General features: G+C 33.7%; 13 protein-coding genes and 7 pseudogenes. 12 read left to right on the forward strand and 8 right to left on the reverse strand.

Features of this window, described 5'->3' with window-relative positions; all coding sequences use genetic code 11:
* Positions 1 to 6: 6 nt before the first annotated feature.
* A pseudogene (locus M3L71_RS08535) lies at positions 7 to 911 on the forward strand (transposase).
* On the opposite strand, the gene M3L71_RS01510 reads toward M3L71_RS08535, so the two are convergent.
* Positions 895 to 1,419 carry an IS630 family transposase gene (locus M3L71_RS01510; RefSeq protein WP_349292719.1) on the reverse strand — a complete coding sequence of 175 codons (525 nt, stop codon included), beginning with the start codon at positions 1,417 to 1,419 and terminating at the stop codon, positions 895 to 897. The pseudogene M3L71_RS08535 and the gene M3L71_RS01510 sit on opposite strands and share 17 nt — an antisense overlap.
* Positions 1,398 to 1,775: an IS630 transposase-related protein gene (locus M3L71_RS01515; protein WP_280143348.1), complete on the reverse strand. Its 378-nt coding sequence runs from the start codon at positions 1,773 to 1,775 to the stop codon at positions 1,398 to 1,400. Before M3L71_RS01515 ends, M3L71_RS01510 begins: the two co-directional genes overlap by 22 nt.
* A 52-nt stretch (positions 1,776 to 1,827) precedes the next feature.
* On the opposite strand from M3L71_RS01515, the pseudogene M3L71_RS01520 reads away from it, so the two are divergent.
* Positions 1,828 to 1,971: pseudogene (locus tag M3L71_RS01520) on the forward strand (IS3-like element ISWpi17 family transposase); the annotation flags it as partial.
* 28 nt (positions 1,972 to 1,999) lie between these two features.
* Here the strand turns inward: M3L71_RS01520 and M3L71_RS01525 are convergent.
* Positions 2,000 to 2,857: pseudogene (locus M3L71_RS01525) on the reverse strand (IS630 family transposase).
* Positions 2,858 to 2,917: 60 nt separating this feature from the next.
* On the opposite strand from M3L71_RS01525, the pseudogene M3L71_RS01530 reads away from it, so the two are divergent.
* Positions 2,918 to 3,800: pseudogene (locus M3L71_RS01530) on the forward strand (IS3 family transposase); the annotation flags it as partial.
* A gap of 110 nt (positions 3,801 to 3,910) precedes the next feature.
* Positions 3,911 to 4,448: pseudogene (locus tag M3L71_RS01535) on the forward strand (transposase); the annotation flags it as partial.
* A 280-nt stretch (positions 4,449 to 4,728) separates the two neighbouring features.
* Here the strand turns inward: M3L71_RS01535 and hemF are convergent.
* Positions 4,729 to 5,553 (reverse strand): oxygen-dependent coproporphyrinogen oxidase, encoded by an 825-nt coding sequence (hemF, locus tag M3L71_RS01540; protein WP_280143797.1) that lies wholly within the window; start codon positions 5,551 to 5,553, stop codon positions 4,729 to 4,731.
* Positions 5,554 to 5,712: 159 nt separating this feature from the next.
* Between hemF and M3L71_RS01545 the strand changes: the two genes are divergently transcribed.
* From M3L71_RS01545 to M3L71_RS01555, 3 genes are all read left to right on the forward strand, one after another.
* Complete coding sequence (locus tag M3L71_RS01545) at positions 5,713 to 8,193, forward strand: response regulator (protein WP_280143798.1); 2,481 nt, start codon at positions 5,713 to 5,715, stop codon at positions 8,191 to 8,193.
* A gap of 86 nt (positions 8,194 to 8,279) precedes the next feature.
* The gene (locus M3L71_RS01550) at positions 8,280 to 9,122 is read left to right on the forward strand and encodes a ParA family protein (RefSeq protein ID WP_265031128.1); all 843 of its coding nucleotides are present in this window, start codon (positions 8,280 to 8,282) and stop codon (positions 9,120 to 9,122) included.
* Positions 9,119 to 9,985 carry a ParB/RepB/Spo0J family partition protein gene (locus M3L71_RS01555; protein ID WP_265024839.1) on the forward strand — a complete coding sequence of 289 codons (867 nt, stop codon included), beginning with the start codon at positions 9,119 to 9,121 and terminating at the stop codon, positions 9,983 to 9,985. Before M3L71_RS01550 ends, M3L71_RS01555 begins: the two co-directional genes overlap by 4 nt.
* Before the next feature lie 84 nt (positions 9,986 to 10,069).
* On the opposite strand, the gene ispD is transcribed toward M3L71_RS01555, so the two are convergent.
* Positions 10,070 to 11,275 carry a 2-C-methyl-D-erythritol 4-phosphate cytidylyltransferase gene (gene ispD / locus M3L71_RS01560; protein ID WP_280143799.1) on the reverse strand — a complete coding sequence of 402 codons (1,206 nt, stop codon included), beginning with the start codon at positions 11,273 to 11,275 and terminating at the stop codon, positions 10,070 to 10,072.
* A 216-nt stretch (positions 11,276 to 11,491) separates the two neighbouring features.
* On the opposite strand from ispD, the pseudogene M3L71_RS01565 reads away from it, so the two are divergent.
* Positions 11,492 to 12,494: pseudogene (locus M3L71_RS01565) on the forward strand (IS630 family transposase).
* On the opposite strand, the gene M3L71_RS01570 reads toward M3L71_RS01565, so the two are convergent.
* The 3 genes and pseudogenes from M3L71_RS01570 to M3L71_RS01580 all read right to left on the reverse strand — a co-directional run bounded on the left by M3L71_RS01570 (position 12,488) and on the right by M3L71_RS01580 (position 14,118).
* The gene (locus M3L71_RS01570; RefSeq protein ID WP_280143800.1) at positions 12,488 to 12,826 is read right to left on the reverse strand and encodes a hypothetical protein; all 339 of its coding nucleotides are present in this window, start codon (positions 12,824 to 12,826) and stop codon (positions 12,488 to 12,490) included. The pseudogene M3L71_RS01565 and the gene M3L71_RS01570 overlap by 7 nt on opposite strands.
* A gap of 15 nt (positions 12,827 to 12,841) precedes the next feature.
* Positions 12,842 to 13,703, reverse strand: a pseudogene (locus M3L71_RS01575) (IS630 family transposase).
* Between the two features lie 58 nt (positions 13,704 to 13,761).
* Entirely contained in the window at positions 13,762 to 14,118 is a 357-nt protein-coding gene (locus tag M3L71_RS01580) for a type IV secretion protein Dot (protein WP_280143801.1), read from the reverse strand.
* Positions 14,119 to 14,298: 180 nt separating this feature from the next.
* On the opposite strand from M3L71_RS01580, the gene M3L71_RS01585 reads away from it, so the two are divergent.
* The 4 genes from M3L71_RS01585 to M3L71_RS01600 are packed head-to-tail and all read left to right on the forward strand — an operon-like array spanning position 14,299 to position 17,093.
* Positions 14,299 to 14,958, forward strand: coding sequence for a CADD family putative folate metabolism protein (locus M3L71_RS01585; protein WP_108784268.1), 660 nt, complete (start codon positions 14,299 to 14,301; stop codon positions 14,956 to 14,958).
* A 22-nt stretch (positions 14,959 to 14,980) separates the two neighbouring features.
* A complete protein-coding gene (locus M3L71_RS01590; RefSeq protein WP_143689820.1) occupies positions 14,981 to 15,367 on the forward strand; it encodes a dihydroneopterin aldolase in 387 nt (128 codons plus the stop codon).
* Entirely contained in the window at positions 15,364 to 16,617 is a 1,254-nt protein-coding gene (gene folP / locus M3L71_RS01595; RefSeq protein WP_280143802.1) for a dihydropteroate synthase, read from the forward strand. Before M3L71_RS01590 ends, folP begins: the two co-directional genes overlap by 4 nt.
* On the forward strand, positions 16,614 to 17,093 hold the full coding sequence (locus M3L71_RS01600; RefSeq protein ID WP_280143803.1) for a dihydrofolate reductase: 480 nt from the start codon (positions 16,614 to 16,616) through the stop codon (positions 17,091 to 17,093). Before folP ends, M3L71_RS01600 begins: the two co-directional genes overlap by 4 nt.
* Positions 17,094 to 17,453 lie beyond the last annotated feature (360 nt).

The raw sequence follows: 17,453 nt of genomic DNA on the forward strand, positions 1-17,453 counted from the left end.
AAAAATATGCCACAAAAAATGAGAGTCAGTAACTGCCATGAATATAACAAATTTCTCCAAGAAAGAGGAAGCATTTTTTGTTATATCAATGACGCCATAGAAAATTGGTATGAAAATAGTCCAAAAATGCAGGGCGGCAACTATATTTATAGTGATAAAGTTGTGATTTTAGTTCATATAATCGTCAGTTTCTTTAGAATTGGTTTAAGACAAACAGTCGGGTTTATAAAAGGATATCTGCAACAAATAGGAAAAAATTTGCAGCTATTCACAAGCATCAAAAAAAAACTTAATATTAAGATAAATGATTGCAGGATTGATCAAAGCAACATGGAAAATATTGAAATTATCATAGATAGCACAAATTTACAGTAACACTCCTGGCCAAAGTAAGGAAAACAGTGAAGATAGAAAGTACCGAAGCTACGAGCAAGTAAGAAAGTTACATGTTATGTTAAGTGTGAATAGTAAAAAAGCCATAGCTGCAAGATACAGTAATGGCGTCTACTCTGACCACTTGCGATTTGCTTGAAGAAGTTAATTTTCAGCATGCCATAAAAGCATTATATGCAGATAGGGCATACGATAGGCAAAAACTTTATAAATTGTGTAAGAAATACGATATAAAGACAAAAGTTCTACCAAAAAAGGATGCAGCAGAACATTCAAAAATAGATTATATGTCTGACAGAAATGCTGCTATTAGGTTAATAAAATTATATGGACAAGATGGTGTAAAAGAGTGGAAAAAGGAAGCAATTTATGGAAAAAGATCTTACATAGAAGGATTTTTCTCAAGGTTGAAGCAAGTATTTGTTTAGGAATAAATCTGAGATAAATCGAGAAAAAGAACTAAATGCTATTTGCTTAATAAATTCACTGATATTGGTATGGCTAAATTTGAGATATAGTATTTTCTAAAATGAATGGATAAATTTCCATTATGGTATTACCAACCAAAAGTTGTAAGTCTGTACATTTATACATTAGAGGTCTGAGGCGGCTTTTGATGGTATGCCAACAGTGTTCTATGGGATTCAAATCTGGTGAATATGTTGGAAGATACAGCACATGAAAGCCAAAAGACTCTATTAATGATTTTGTTTTAGTGGTCTTATGAAATGTAGCATTATCCATAACTATGGTTGTGCCAAGTGGCAATTTAGGTAATAACATCTTCTCCAACAATATATTGAATACCTCTTTTTCACACCCACCTTTGAAAGTCATTGGTGCAATAAATCTCATTCCAATCCACCCGGCTACTATACTGATTCTCTCTCGAGTTCTCCCTGGAATATCTGCATAAATTTTCTTTCCTCTTGGAGCACGTCCATATTCTCGGTATAACTTATTATCAACTCCTGCTTCATCTATATATAAGATGCTGGAATGTTCTATTTTTGAGATTTTATCAATAAATTGCTGCCTATCTTCTTGATTGCGCTCTTGATATAGTGTGACTTTTTTAAAGTAATTTTTAGCTGTTTTAGTCTATACCAAATTGAATTTATTCCAAATCCAAGATTTTGTTTCATCTCTGCCAGAGTATGATCTGGATTCTTTGTAACATATTCTTCGAGTATTTTTGGGTCTATTTTTCGAATAAAGCTACCGTTTTTAGATGGCTTTAAGCTTTCACCAGCAGCTTTCTTTTTTAACCAGCGGTACAGAGTTGCTATTCCTATCTCCATGAGCTCTGCTATCTCAACCTTTGTCTTCCCTTTTTCTATCATCAATACTGCCTTTTCCCTTAAATCCACACTATATGCCATTATAACTCAAATACTTTGTTATACCTTTATCATTTGCTTTGGGAAATACTATAGTGAATATAAAATACCATCAACAAATCTATATGATTGGCGTGATAGAGTATTGGCAAGGTTAAAAGACCTATTTGTTGAAGAAAGTGAAAGTGCGAGAAAACAAAGAATCTTAGCGCAAGAAATAGAAAGTTTACATAAAGTATAGCTCTTTTCATAATAGTCCGGAAAGTTCATAGAAAAGCAGAATCAACAGCATGACGAAAAGATGTGAATAGAGGGATGTTTTTCCTAGCTCTATTTTTTATAGCAAACCAATGATGCTCAATTTTATTGAAATCTGGGGAATACGTAGGAAGATACAAAATTTCAGCACCAACTTCTTTAGCAAGTTCAGTAATCTTATTAGACTTATGAAAAGTAGCATTATCAAGGATAACAGTTTGTCCAGGTTCCAAAATAGGTGTCAAAAACTGCTCAAACCATTTATTAAAGATATCCATATTACAATGGCCCTCAAATGTTAACGGAACAACTATTTTTCTACTATTTAGAGCTGCAATCATGCTAATTCGTTGAGTTTTCTTTCCAGATTTTAGGGCATAAAATCGCTGTCCTTTCTGAGAATATCCATAGGGATAGTCTTCGGTATTATCAATACCAGATTCATCTATATATACTAAGTTTTGAGGTTCTTTCGTTGCTATAATTTTCAAAAATTCAGCACGTTTTTCTTCATTCCTTTCTTTGTATCCATATGTCTTTTTTGCGTGTGAGTCCAATTTTTAAGAGCTAGATGAATCGTTGGGATACTAACATTACTCCAAAGCTTAGCCATTTCCGATAGAGTTTTTCCACCATGTTTTTTGGCAAATTCAGTAAATTTATTCCAGTCGGTAATTTTATGATTATAACCTCCATTTCCAAGTTTTTTCGACTGAAAATCTCCTGTTTCTTTTTTTTCTTTGCTGCCACTCCCATAATGTAGTTCTTCCAATTTTAAATCTTTCTGCTACCGTTTCTCTGCTTTCCCCTTCGTCTAGTACCTCCATTGCTTTTTTTCTTAAATCATAACTATATGCTGCTGGCATACTTACCTTCACTACTATAAACTCTTATTTTAAACCGTTTGGACCATTATGAAAAGAGCTATAATAGGAGAATTGACAGTGGAAAATAGCTATTTGAAAAAAAAATTACTGAAATAAGCAAAAAAGATAGAGTAAGGTTTATAGAAAAAGATTCTGATCTGTCAATTAGGAAACATGCTGATTTATTGGGGATTTGCAGATCTAGCCTATATTATAGGCCTATAATTAATAACGAAAGTGAAGTAGCAAATTTGATTCAAGAAGTATATTTGGCTTCTGATTGCCGTTATGGATATCGTAAAATTACTGCTGAAATCATAGCGAGTGGGGTAGTAGTCAATCGCAAAAATCTTAAGAATTATGAAAAATGAAGATTAGTGGGCTGTATTGTAGAAAAAGATGTAATACAAGTATTAAAGAAAAAAAGCATAAAATATATCCTTATCTACTCAAAGATTTGATTATTTGTAGAGTTAATCAGGTATGGGCTACTGATATAACATATATTATGGTAGAAGGTAAGTTTGTCTATTTTGTGGCAATAATGGACTTGTATAGTCGCTATATTATTGCTCATTCATTATCACCATATCTCGATGCTGGATTTTGCCTTTATACTCTCAAAGAAGCTCTAAAACAAGGTAAACATGAGATTTTTAATAGTGATCAAGGGGTACAGTTTACTTGCTACAACTTTATTACGGAATTAGAGCATGCTAATATTAAAATCAGTATGGACCATAAAGGACGTTGCTTCGACAATATATTTGTTGAGCGCTTATGGAGAACTTTAAAGCAAGAAGCTATATATTATTATAGACCAAATAGTATCAGAGATTTGAATCTTATAATAAATGACTTTGTTGGTTGGTATAACTATAGAAGGCTACATCAGACTCTAAATTATAAAGTTCCTGCTGATCTTTATTATCATAAACAGTAAATGAATATATTGATAAATACTTTAAATGTGTGTCGACGTATTTATCAACATATTCATTTTAAAAATCGGATCACTTTAAAAAATGGTCTAGACAAATGGGTGCACTATAAAAGCTAGGATTACCTGATGAGATGAAATTCAGGTTAGTCAAAATAATACTTTCTTCTGGAGAAGTTGAAGTATTAGTAACATCTCTGTTAGATGAGAAACGTTTTACAGTTGAAGAGTTTGAGAGATTATATTACTTGCGCTGGGGAGTAGAAACATTTTTCTAGGCTGAAGGGAAGATTAAATTTAGAGAATTTCACAGGAAAAAGTATTGAAACTATCAAGCAGGATTTTTGGTCAACTATCTTCATCAGTAATCTAGAAAGTATCATGATAGAAGATGATGAAGAGACATTGAGCTCACAGAATAGTAAACTAAAAAAAAAGCATCAATAAATCTGTCTCATTTAATGCGATTAAAAACTTATCCTTTGATATTTTTCTACAGAGTCAGACATAGACTGCATTATGTATCGACTATCACAGTTATTTTTGATGAACACTTTAGTGGTGAGAAAAGGGAGAAGAGTTGATCGTCATAAGATATCTGATATTCGTTCACTCAACTACCAGAAAAGAGCTAGAAAACATGTGTTTTAAATTCAAGATATCTTTTCAGTATCATTGTATTAGTACATTCTTTGCAAAATAACCTGCAATTATTACTTTTTTAAATAACTTGCACTTTTCAGACTCCCTTTTCTTAAAAATTCACCCTAGTATTTACCATAATTATCAATCACTTCAAATTTTTTGTCCAATCTTAACTTCTCTTTCCCTTAACTTAATGGCAGTGATGATTGTACCACTCTATACAAAAGCTCACCATTGTGTTACAATTTTAAACTATAACGATTTATTTTATATTAATAACCGCTTTTCACACCCACTTGACAAGAGGCGGCATCGACATCATAATTGCATCGGCCTTACCGTTAGTCATTAAACCAAACCTTGTACCACGATCATAAAGAAGATTGAACTCCACATATCTGCCACGTTTTATCAATTGTTCTTCTCGTTGTTCTTTTGTCCAAGATTTTTGCATATGTTTGTGTATGATGTGTAAGTAAATTTCTAAAAAGGCTTCACCTACTGCTTTTGTGAACTCAAAATCATTTTTCCAGTTGCCAGAAGTTAGATTGTCATAAAAAATTCCACCAATACCACGTGGCTCTTTTCTATGTTGTAAAAAAAAGTAATCATCACATTGCTTTTTAAATTTCGGATAATATTCGATGTTGAACTCATCGCAAGTTGCTTTAATTGATTCGTGAATATACTTGCAATCTCCCTCATCTTTATAAATTGGAGTAAAGTCCATTCCTCCACCAAACCATTGTTTTGAGGTATATATCAGCCTTGTGTTCATATGTGCTGCAGGGATAAGGGGAGATTGCATGTGAGACACTAAAGATATACCGCTTGCCCAAAACTCTCCATTGCTTTCACTTGCACCAGGAATTTCATTAATGGCTGAGTCTGCGAGCTTTCCGTATACTCTTGAAACGTTTACTCCAACTTTTTCAAAAATATTACCAAAGATAATTGTAGATTCACCACTTCCTCCACCTGGTCTGTTCCACTTTCTTTTTTCGATTTTTGGTTCTGTGAATGACTGTACCTCAATTGATAAGAAAGATTCGGTGATCTTGTTTCTCAGTGCGCAGAACCATTCAAATGCTTGTGTCTTTTTTTTTTCCATAATGCCTTCTGTTGGCTTATTAATATTATTGTACTCTATATTTACAGGACTTAATTAGATTGGGACAGTAACTACCCATCAAGGATGTTAATAAATCTATAATAATTAAATCAATATAGTAGAATATTTTTATATGTGCAAGGATGCCAAGCAATAATAATGAGTAAAAGATACATAGATAACAAAAAAGAGAACAGAGTTGACTTCATACTAAGAAATTATGGGATGTCAATTATTGTGATGGCAGTCATTATGTTCTTACCTCCAATAGCAATATCAGTACTCTATTTTTCTAATGTATATAGTCAGCATATTAATATAGAGATTAATTTATTAATTAGTACTCTAATGACTCTCTTTGTGGTATATAATATAAAACGTTACAAGTATCTACTTAATATCATAGAGTTTCAAAATGCAATATTTGCAAATGCGCTGAATCATAATACAGAGTTTTGTCTCATTTTACATAAAGATGAGGGTGTTATTTATGCTGATGCGAGGTTCTACGAAAGGTTTAAAGATCACATAAACGATGATGTTACGCTAGATAAAATTCTTGAAGCAGGAGATGTTTCAGAAAAAGACAGAAAATCACTCTATCATGCGTTAAGAAATAACACTTCTGTAAAAGTATGCATTTCCTTAAGCAAGAAGAGTAGAATATCTAACTTTCTTTTGCTCTCTGAACCAATACCGGATAATCCACAAATTTCTATAAATAGTAATAAGATTTTAAATTTATCATTATCCCCAATAGCAAGACCGAGTGGGTATTTTGTACTGAAGGCAACACAGGTAAACAAAGAGCAGGTATATGAAGAGTTGATAGAGAAACACAATATAGCAACTTACGTTGCAAATACAAAAGGAGGTATCTTATCTGTAAATAAAAGATTTTTAGACATGTTTGAACTAAAAAAATTGGAAAAAGGTAGCTCAATCAATGATTTTATATCTCAATCTAAGTATGACGATACAATAACCAAAAATGAAATTATGTTTTTTACTATAAGCGGTGCTCCATTTAAGGCTTATATGAGTACTGCTATATTTTGTGATAAATACAATCATAGCTATATACACGGCTTTATAACACCAACTGAATCAAATATTGTTGATTATCAACTACACCCTTGTTTTACAAATTCGTCAATTGCTATTGCACAATGCGACATAAATGGCAATTTTATAAAGAAAAATATAGCATTAGTAAAACTTGCGGGTTCAAATAATGGTTCTATCTTTGCATTGATATCAGATGGTTATCATATGAAAGTGCGTGAATATTTTTCAAGTAATAGGATAAATAATGCGTCCTTTGATGTGCAGCTCAATGGCGGTAATAACATGAAAATATATTTTAATAAGTTTCTTCATAATAAAGTGATGTTCATACTTTGTTATTTTATTGATAATACTGAACGTAAAAAACTAGAGATAAAACTTGAGCATTATCAAAAGGTGCAAGCTATAGGGCAGTTAGCAGGTGGTATTGCACATGATTTCAATAATATATTAACCGGAATAATAGGATTTTGTGATTTGCTTTTACTCCAGCACTCAGCTAGCGATCCATCTTTTGGAGATATAATACAGATACAGCAAAATGCAAAACGTGGGTCAAATTTAGTAAGACAACTGCTTGCTTTTTCAAGAAGACAGACTTTGCAGCCAAAGATTATTAATGTAAATGGTACGATAGCTAATCTTTATGAAATGATCAAAAGATTAATAGGTGAAAATATAAAATTTAATATTTATTATGGTAGCGATTTGGGTGCTGTTAGGGCTGACCAAGGACAATTAGAGCAAGTTATGCTTAACTTAGCAGTTAATGCTGGTGCTGCTATGGAAAAGGGGGGAGAGTTAACTATACGAACCTTTAATCAAAAGGTTGATTCATTAAATTCTACACCTCAGGATATGTTTTCTCCAGATAAGGAAACGATTGAACATGGGAATTATGTTGTGATTGAAGTGATTGATACTGGATGTGGAATGACGAGTGATATAATTGAAAAGGCATTTGATCCATTTTTTTCTACCAAAGATATTACTTCTGGTACAGGTCTTGGCCTCTCTACTGTATATGGCATTATTAAACAAACCGAAGGATACATCTATGTTGCTAGCAAAGTGAATCATGGAACTAAATTTAGCATATTTTTGCCCATAGTTTACATATCAGATGAAAATGATGAAGAGGAAGATAGTAAAGAAATAGAGAAACCGGTAGAGATGAAAGGTAATGGTATAATTTTATTAATTGAAGATGAAGATTCAGTAAGGGAATTTACTGCTAAGGCTCTTACAAGAAAAGGATTTAATGTAATAGAAGCGAGTATAGGCAGCGAGGCACTAGAGATCATTAGAAAAAAAAATCAACACATAGATCTAATAATCACTGATGTAATCATGCCAGAGGTGAGTGGTCCAGAAATAGTTAAAGAAACATTGATACATAGGCCAAACATCAAAGTTATTTTTATTTCTGGGTATGCAGAGGATGCTTTTTTAAAGAGCGATGAAATCAATATAGAAGACTTCCATTTTTTACCCAAACCATTTACTCTGAATGAGTTAGGAAATAAGGTTCAAAGTGTGTTACACAAGACAAAAAAAGGCAGTTTACTTTGAGCATGATTGGCAACAAAAAAATTTTTCTAATGCAAAAATTTCTTGCATATATACAATAGAGTTATTTTATACATAAGATGAAAGGCGTGAGCAAGATCATTGCAATAGTAAATCAAAAGGGTGGAGTTGGTAAAACCACAACTAGTATAAATTTATCGACAGCCTTTGCTGCTGTGGGAAAAAGTACTTTATTGGTAGATCTTGATCCCCAAGGGAATGCTAGTACAGGGCTCGGGGTTTCTTATCGTAGTAGAGAAGAAAAAAATATATATAAAATACTGCTGAGCAACGAAAGTGAATTGGTAGAGTCGGCAATTTTTCATATAAAGGAAATTCCAAATTTATCGTTAATTTCATCAGTGGTTGACTTATCAGCTGCAGAAATTGAGCTATCACAACTTGAGCAGGGAAAATTTGTACTAAAAGACACTCTAGAGAAAGTGCGTGATAATTATGAGTACATAATCATCGACTGCCCTCCATCACTTGGTCTGCTTACTATCAATGCTCTGACCGCTGCTGACTCGATTATTGTTCCTCTTCAGTGTGAATTTTTCGCTCTGGAAGGATTGAGCCATTTAGTTAAGACTGTAGAGCTGATAAAAAGAAATAACCTAAACCCTTTCCTGGCAATAGAAGGAATATTGCTCACAATGTATGACAGACGCAACAAACTTAGTGAGCAGATTAAAAATGATATTTGCCAATATTTAAATGATAAAGTATATAAAACTATTATCCCCTTGTATGAGACCATTATTCCACGTAATGTACGGTTATCAGAAGCGCCTTCTCATGGAAAACCTGCTATTGTATATGATCTTAAGTGTCCTGGTGCACAAGCATATATAAGTTTGGCAAAAGAAATTTTAAAGAAACACATGAGCATCTGTAAAGAGAAGAAGCTGATAAGTGAGGGTGCAGCGTGAAGGACAATAGGCGCTTAGGTAGAGGTCTTGCTGGCCTCATAGGCGATAATTATGATAATAAAGAAGATCGGTTACCTATTTCATTACTACACCCGAGCAAATTTCAGCCGAGAAAATATTTTGATGAGGAGTCATTGAAAGGACTTGCAAGTTCGATAGAGAAAAATGGCATTATACAGCCTATTGTGGTGCGCAAAGATCCAAATGATGACGATTATGAAATAGTAGCAGGGGAACGTCGTTGGCGGGCAAGTAAAATTGCAAATCTTGATAGTGTGCCAGTCATCATAAAAGATTTAAATGACAAGGAATGCTTAGAAGTATCGATAATTGAGAACATACAGAGGCAAGACATTAATCCAATAGAAGAAGGTGAAGCGTATAGGAAACTAATAGATGAATTCTCCTATACACACGAAGAACTAGCTTCAACTTTAGGCAAAAGCCGCAGTCACATAACCAATATGACTCGAATGTTATCACTCCCTGATGGAGTGATAACAATGATCAACGAGAAAAAATTGTCTATGGGCCATGCAAGGGCATTGATTAATGTTGAAAATGCGGAAAGTCTTGCAGAAAGAATAGTTTCTCAGGGCCTGAGCGTTAGACAAACTGAAAAATTGATAAAAGACTTACAACAAAATAACGACCGAAAAGAGCATAATTGTACTAAAAATCAAGATATGGCAGCATTAGAAGGAGCTATATCTTCTCAGCTTGGTTTAAAGATCAAAATTAATGACAGTAATTCTAAGGGTAAAGTCATGATACGTTATAACAACTCAAATGAATTGGATTTTATATTGAAAATTTTGAATAGAAGACTTGAATCAGCTATTAATGTCGAAAGTAGCTCATAGAAATTTCTTGACAAACCTTCCCACTTTCCTTGAAATGGAAGTGAAATGGTGGAGTTTGTCAAGTAAGTTATTTCGTTTCTACCTTCAATAAAAATTTGCACGCAATAGCACAGAAGCATACGTTGCTATTCCCTCATTTCTTCCAATAGAACCTAATTTTTCCGCTGTGGTTGCTTTGATATTTACGAATTCACCATTAATTTCTAATATTTTTGATATGAATTCCTTCATTCCTGCTTTGTAAGGCGATATTTTAGGCTCTTCACAAACTATAGTAATATCTAAATTAGACACGCTATATCCTTTTTCCTGTGCTTTTTTAGCAGCAAAGTCAAGAAAATGAGATGAATTGCAATCCTTCCATTTAGAGGAATTAGGAGGAAAATGTTCTCCTATATCGCCACATCCTAGTGCTCCGAGTATTGCATCAACGATTGCATGTATTGCAACATCACCATCGGAATGTGCCTCTATTGGCATATTATGCTCAATTTCCACACCACAAATTTTTATAAAGCTCTTAGCATCATTTTGAATTTTAACAAATTTATGTATATCATAACCGGTTCCGACACGGAATTTTGGCTCTCCAAAGAGAAGTTTTGCCATATTGATATCCTCTTTTGTAGTTAACTTAAAATTCTTTTTCTCACCTTCAATAATCGCAACATGTTTTTTATGCTCCACGATTAGTGATGAATCATCAGTAAATTCTTTGACTGACTGATGGCACGATAATAATTCTCTGAAATTAAAAATTTGAGGGGTTTGTATGGCTCTAAGTTTTTCTCTTGAAATCGTAGATTCAACGAAATTATTACTCACCAACGATATAGTATCCTCGACTTCTATTGCTGGAACTACTCCTGTATATTGACCATTAATCATAGATTCAATCAAGTTATTTATTAGAATATTTGATACAAAAGGCCTACAAGCATCATGTATGATAACAAAATCTGGATTGATCTTTTGCAAACTCTCCAGTCCAAGTTTAACTGAACTCTGCCTGCTTTTTTCTCCACATACTGGACTCAGCAATTTAGTATCTATAGTTGATGACGTAACTTCTTTATAGAAATCTTTTTGACTTTCATTGACTACCACTCTTATGTAACTTATGTACTGATTAGCTAAGAATTTTCTAATTGTGTGAAATAAAACAGACTTACCTGCCAGTTTTATATACTGTTTAGGGATTTTGGCATTGCATCTACTGCCTACTCCTGCTGCAACTATTAATGCTGCTATCTTGTATTCCTCAAGTCTGTTAGTGTACATGCTTATCATTTTCGTTGTTAATACAAGTTATCTAGCATTTTAAAAAAGTTTGATCCAATTCTCAAAAAAGAATATTCTTTTACTAGGTGTAATATATGTTAGAGGGAAATAATGCACGTTGCTAAGTATAATAAAGAAAATGATACCAATTCCCGCTATAGAAAGAACAGATAGAGAATAATGGGGAAAAAGTCATACTAGAGTAAGTGAAATAGCGAGGTATAAATGGCATTAAGGTCAAAACTATTAGACGAAAGAGTTGTAAATTTAGCGAAAGAAATGTTAAAAAAGGTAAGAAATAACGCATATGTTTCAAAAAAGTTACAAGCGGTGATAGCAGGAAAAGAAAGTAGTATAAGCGCTGTGGCAAGAATATGTAAAATTTCAAGGACTGCTTTGACTGAATGGATAAAGCATCTAAAATTTGGTAGAGTAGAAAAATTATTTGCCCCGTTTCAGCGGAGAAGAAAAAGCAAATTAAACAAAAATCAACGTGAGCAAATTGAAATATGGGTAGAAAGAAATCCAAATATTACTATTAAGGAAGTACAAATAAAAATCTCAGAGGAATTTGCCTAAACATCAGCAAATCAACAGTGCACCGTGAGATACAAAGGATGAAATTTTCTTACATAACACCGAGGCCAATGCACCATAAACAAGATAAAAACAAGCAAGAAGAGTTTAAAAGATACTTCAATAAAATAGTCAATTTCCACCCTAAAAGGGAGGTGTTTTTTTGATGAATCACGATTTGGGACTCATTCAAAAATCGGACACGGATGGTTTAAAAGGGGTCAGAACGCAGGTTAAAATGAAAATTGGTAGACAAAATTTCTATATCTAAAGTGCGGTAAATCCAAGAAGTGGTAAGAAAATTAGCCTACTTGCTCCATATGTAAACACTGATTGTATGAATATATTTCTGGAGCAGATGTCGAAAGATTTAGGCACGAAAGAAGCCTTTCTTGTAATGGATTGTGCAAGTTGGCATAGATCAAAAAGTTTGAAAATTCAGGAAAACATTACCATCATATACTTGCCTCCTTATTCACCGGAACTGAATCCTGTTGAAAGGTTGTGGCAATATATCAAATACAATACTTTACGCAATAGTATCTACGATACCATAGGTTTACTTGAAGATGTTTTGTGTAATTTTATTGTCAATATTTCCAGTACTACTATTAAACGAGTTTGTAATGTTTCTTATTTGTTCCGTCAGTAATGGATTTTGGTATTAGTACCTATGTTTGCCTGCTTACTAATAAAGCCATCGTTCTCTAGATTAAAACAAATTTTGTATGGAGTAATATCGTTTACTATTGTATGTGGCTTAAAGTGCCAACCAAAGCATTTGAGTATGAATTTTATTATAGGAGGAAATAGCCATTTAGGTTTTGATATGTGTAGTAATTTCACTACAAGTTTTTTGAATGAGCTAAAGGATTTATTGATAATGCATCTTAAGTGAACATTATCATCTTCTTTAAACTTTTTATAAACCTCCGCATCTATTGGTCCTCCAGCACAGCTTCCATACATTATAGCTCTTTTCATAATAGTCCGGAAAGTTCATAGAAAAGCAGAATCAACAGCATGACGAAAAGATGTGAATAGAGGGATGTTTTTCCTAGCTCTATTTTTTATAGCAAACCAATGATGCTCAATTTTATTGAAATCTGGGGAATACGTAGGAAGATACAAAATTTCAGCACCAACTTCTTTAGCAAGTTCAGTAATCTTATTAGACTTATGAAAAGTAGCATTATCAAGGATAACAGTTTGTCCAGGTTCCAAAATCGGTGTCAAAAACTGCTCAAACCATTTATTAAAGATATCCATATTACAATGGCCCTCAAATGTTAACGGAACAACTATTTTTCTACTATTTAGAGCTGCAATCATGCTAATTCGTTGAGTTTTCTTTCCAGATTTTAGGGCATAAAATCGCTGTCCTTTCTGAGAATATCGATAGGGATAGTCTTCGGTATTATCAATACCAGATTCATCTATATATACTAAGTTTTGAGGTTCTTTCGTTGCTATAATTTTCAAAAATTCAGCACGTTTTTCTTCATTCCTTTCTTTGTATCCATATGTCTTTTTTTGCGTGTGAGTCCAATTTTTTTAAGAGCTAGATGAATCGTTGGGATACTAACATTACTCCAAAGCTTAGCCATTTCCGATAGAGTTTTTCCACCATGTTTTTTTGGCAAATTCAGTAAATTTATTCCAGTCGGTAATTTTATGATTATAACCTCCATTTCCAAGTTTTTTCGACTGAAAATCTCCTGTTTCTTTTTTTTCTTTGCTGCCACTCCCATAATGTAGTTCTTCCAATTTTAAATCTTGCTGCTACCGTTTCTCTGCTTTCCCCTTCGTCTAGTACCTCCATTGCTTTTTTTCTTAAATCATAACTATATGCTGCTGGCATACTTACCTTCACTACTATAAACTCTTATTTTAAACCGTTTGGACCATTATGAAAAGAGCTATACTATATTGTCTGGGTGAATGCCTTGCTTTAGAAGATCTGAAATGACTCCAATTCCTGCATTTACTCGATTTCGACCGTTTAAAGAATGGCCTTTGCTTTTTCCAGAACCAGGAAAATTAATAAGGTGAACATCCACACCTGCTTTAGCTGCCCAATTCCATTCACTTTTGTCTTCATTTGGCTCTTTTTCAAAAGTATATGTAAGCCCTGGAAAGTAAACTATATGCTTTTTCTTTCTGCTATCTGCACTGCTCTTCGAGTTTGACATCACTATCTTTTGAATTCGCATTCCATTTTGAACTTCTACGAACTCTTCCCTAATTTTTATTGTATTTTCTTCTGTTACTTTCATTTTGCGTTTTTCACTATATTGATTTAATAATACATGAAATTTTAGAAAAAATCAATTTTACTAAAAAATTAACTTATAGCGTATCTATCTTTATATTTATCGGAATTAAAGTAGTAGTGAGAAATGCCTCTTGACATTTGATAAACCTAAACGTAGCCTAAAACAATTTACTGTTTATTTATGACATTTGTTCAATCACTTAATAATCAATTAGATAGTTTACACTTATTAAAACACCCGTTTTACGAGTCATGGAATGAAGGTAGCTTAAGCCTGCAGGCTCTGCAAACCTACGCTAAGGAATATTATCACCATGTTGCTGCTTTTCCTCGTTATATCAGCGGTATACATTCCTTGTGTCCGAATTTGAAAATGCGGCAAGTTTTACTTGGTAATTTAATAGAGGAAGAACAAGGCGACGAGAATCACCCAGAATTATGGCAGCGTTTTGCTGAAGGACTGGGAGTAGCACGTTCAGAACTTTGTGAAAATGCACAAATTAAGGAGACACGAGAATTAGTTGATGGTTATTTTGACATTGTAAAATCAGATTTTGCAGCAGGTCTTGGAGCTCTGTACGCTTATGAACGTCAAACTCCAGAGGTTTCTAAGTCTAAAATTGAAGGTCTGAAAAAACACTATTCAATAAATGATGAGCGTTCTCTCAAATTTTTTACCGTTCATATGGAGGCTGATGAGTGGCATTCTGAAGAATGTGCAAACCTTATTGCAGATTTAAACGAAGAAGAACAAGAGAAAGTTATGCAAGGCGCTGAAAAAGGAGCAAAACTCTTATGGGGTTTTCTTGATGGCATGATGAATGTTGATGTTTGTCATTAATTATAAGTAGATACTAAATTCAGTGGTAGCATGTAATCTTCTTATATCTGATTTACGGCTTTGGGTTCATTTGGGATGTAGTGCAGAAGAGAAGTTTTCTCCCCAATTGGTGAGTATTGACGTTGATTTCACTTTTAAATCTCCTCCTTCAGGTCTTACAACTGATCAACTTAAAGATACTATCTGCTATTTGGAAGTAGTGCAAAATATTCAATCTCTTGTTCAGGGCAAGCAATTTAATTTAATCGAGCATTTAACTCATGAGATATACAGAGCCATTAATAACCTTTTGCTACGAAAGAAGCATATTATTTCTTCTGTCAGGGTGACTACTCACAAAATCGCACCACCAGTTCCTGGTGTGCATGGGGGCGTTTTTTTTACTTACTGTAATGAATTGCAAGAATGATCTATATTTCTATTGGATCAAATATAGGGAATCGCCTTTCCCATTTACAAGGAGCTACTGAGTTACTAAAGAAGCGCTATTTAAAAGACTTAAAGTCTTCGATCATTCTAGAAACTAAGGCTATTTTACCAAATGGTGCTCCACCTGATTGGAACAAGCCATTTCTCAACATGATTGTCTATGGAAGTTGTTCTTCTTCTCCTGAGGAGCTACTAAAAGGCTTAAAACAAATCGAATGTGATATTGGTCGTCCACAAGTCTACGAAAAATGGGCACCTCGTGTTATTGATTTAGATATTTTGTTATGGGATGATCTAACGCTTGATATACCTGACCTTAAAATTCCTCACCCAGAATTAGTAAATAGACCATTTTTGCTCCACTTGATGGCAATGGTTAACAAAACCTTTGCTTTCAATGTTCAAGACTGTTTTTCAAAGAGTTTTACGCTTTCACCAAAGCTTATGGGTATCGTCAATATTACCCCTGATTCATTTTCAGATGGTGGTCTTTATTATGATGCGAATCGAGCAACCAAGCAGGCATTGCAGTTGGTATCAGATGGTGCAAGCATAGTTGATCTTGGAGCTCAATCAACAAGTCCTGGAGCTTCAATAAAGACGCCAGAGGAAGAGTATGAACGTCTAAAACCAGTACTTGATAATCTTAGCGACTATATGAAAAATGGTGATATTGAAGTCAGCATTGATAGTTTTTGGCCAGACGTTATTTTAAACGTTTTGAAGCACTACAATATTGCCTGGGTAAATGATCAGAAGGGAGATCTGAGTAGTAATACCTTAAAAGAAGTTGCTAGCAGTGGGTGTAGTGTCGTTATTATGCATTCACTTTCGATACCACCACATAAGGACAATATTATTCCACATGACACTGACCCAATTGATATCATAAATAATTGGGCAGAGAAGAGCATTAACAAACTACTAGGCCTGGGTTTTGATGAAAATTCAATAATTATTGACCCTGGTATTGGTTTTGGCAAATCTATGTATCAGAATATTCAGATTTTACGCAGTATAGAAACTTTACAAAATTTTGGCTGCAAGGTTTTAGTTGGCCATTCCAGAAAATCATTTATTTCTTCTTTTTCCATAGAATCTCCCTCTAATAGAGATTTAGAAACAATTGCTACATCTGCTATACTGCAAAATAAGGTTGATTTCCTTAGAGTGCATAATGTGCGTGATCATATGCGATTTTTTGTAGCCCAAGCTGTCTTAGAGGGATGAAGATTATTGGAATTATGGCTGTTGACCCTAATGGGGTAATTGGAATAAATAATGATTTGCCCTGGCGTTATCCAAGTGAATTCAAACATTTTTGTCAAGTAACCGACAAGCAAGTTATTGTGATGGGAAGAAAGACATTTGAAACCTTGCCTCAGAGCATACTAAAGAATCGTACACCTATTGTTTTCTCCCGTAACAAGTGTTTTAATAGAGGTCCAAAATGTACTGTTGTCTCTTCCATGCAAGAATTTCTGTCAATTCAAAGTAGTTCTCAAGTCTTTGTGATTGGTGGGGCACAAATAGCACACCTTTTTTTAGAGCATAACCTAATCTCAGAATTTATTATAACTGAAATTCACAAGCCCTATAAGGGTGATACATACCTCAATTTAGCATTTTTTGATGGATGGAATAAAACTATTCTCGTCAGAACAGAAGACTATACTATATTCAATTGTATCCGTTCGGCAGAGTAGTAAAATTATTAGCATAAAAGTAACCAACGTTTCTAATGAAAGCTGGATCCCAGCATCAAGTGCTAGCCTGGCGCTTTAGCTATAAATATTAAGAAATTTACCAAACGAAGAAAAAAGGCAGAAGAATCCCCGTGTGACGAGTTTTATAATGTAAATTGGCGCTATAATAATGTGCTAACAAGCGCGTTTTGGCTGAATGTAGAAAAAATAAAAAAAGCCGCTATAATTTTTGTGTAATTTGCCAATAAATATTTGAGTTTTTTACTGATTTTGTGATTGAGCCTGTAGGTCAAAAATAAGGATAAATACTCTTAGTATCATAGTAAAGGGAATGACGAAATTTGTAAAGTAGTTTTCACT

The organism is Wolbachia endosymbiont of Frankliniella intonsa (genome assembly GCF_029856955.1).
In the GTDB taxonomy this organism is placed as follows: Bacteria; Pseudomonadota; Alphaproteobacteria; order Rickettsiales; family Anaplasmataceae; genus Wolbachia.